The following is a 596-nucleotide window of genomic DNA, read 5'->3' as shown; positions in this document are numbered from 1 at the left end:
CACGGCCGGACGGCGTGTTTGTAGTCGGCTCGGGCATCGACATCCCGCTGATCAAGCCCGCGCTGGAGGCGGCCACCTCGCTGCCCTTGTCGGCGCCCGAGGAGCCCGAAACGGCGCTGGCCCGCGGGGCGGCGCTGGCGTCGGCAAACGCCCCGCTGTTCTCGTCGTCCACCGCGGCGCTGGCTTACGCCCAGGACCCGGGCACCGGCGCGATCAACCCGTTCGCGGTCGCGCCCGGTTACTTCGACACCCCGGGCACCCTGGGCAGGGACGCGCTCGCCTACAGCGCCGTGCCCGACGAGGTCGACGACCTCTACACCGGCGCGCACACCGGCGCCACCGAACTCGTCGACGCGGGATATCCCCAGCGCAGCTCGTTCCGGCTGGTCGGAGGCATCGTGGCGGGCGTCTTCGTCATCGGCGTGGTGGCGTTGGTCGTCTCCCTGGCGATCGCCATCCGGCCCACGGCCAACGTCCGGCCCAGCCCGAACCAGAACGTGGTCGTCGCGCCGACCCGGCCCGCCCCGGCGCTGCTGGGCAGCGGCCGGCGCTGGTCGTCGGCGATCGACCCGTCGGCGCTGTTCACGACCGCCAGC

General features: G+C 73.8%; 1 pseudogene. It reads left to right on the top strand.

The features are described 5' to 3' along the window. Positions 1-530, top strand: a pseudogene (locus A5691_RS06625) (hypothetical protein); the annotation flags it as partial. Positions 531-596: the final 66 nt, after the last annotated feature.

This window comes from Mycobacterium sp. E183 (assembly GCF_001667735.1).
Taxonomy (GTDB): domain Bacteria; phylum Actinomycetota; class Actinomycetes; order Mycobacteriales; family Mycobacteriaceae; genus Mycobacterium.
Note: the sequence above shows the minus strand (reverse complement) of the source record. Positions and strands in the feature narration are given on the sequence as shown.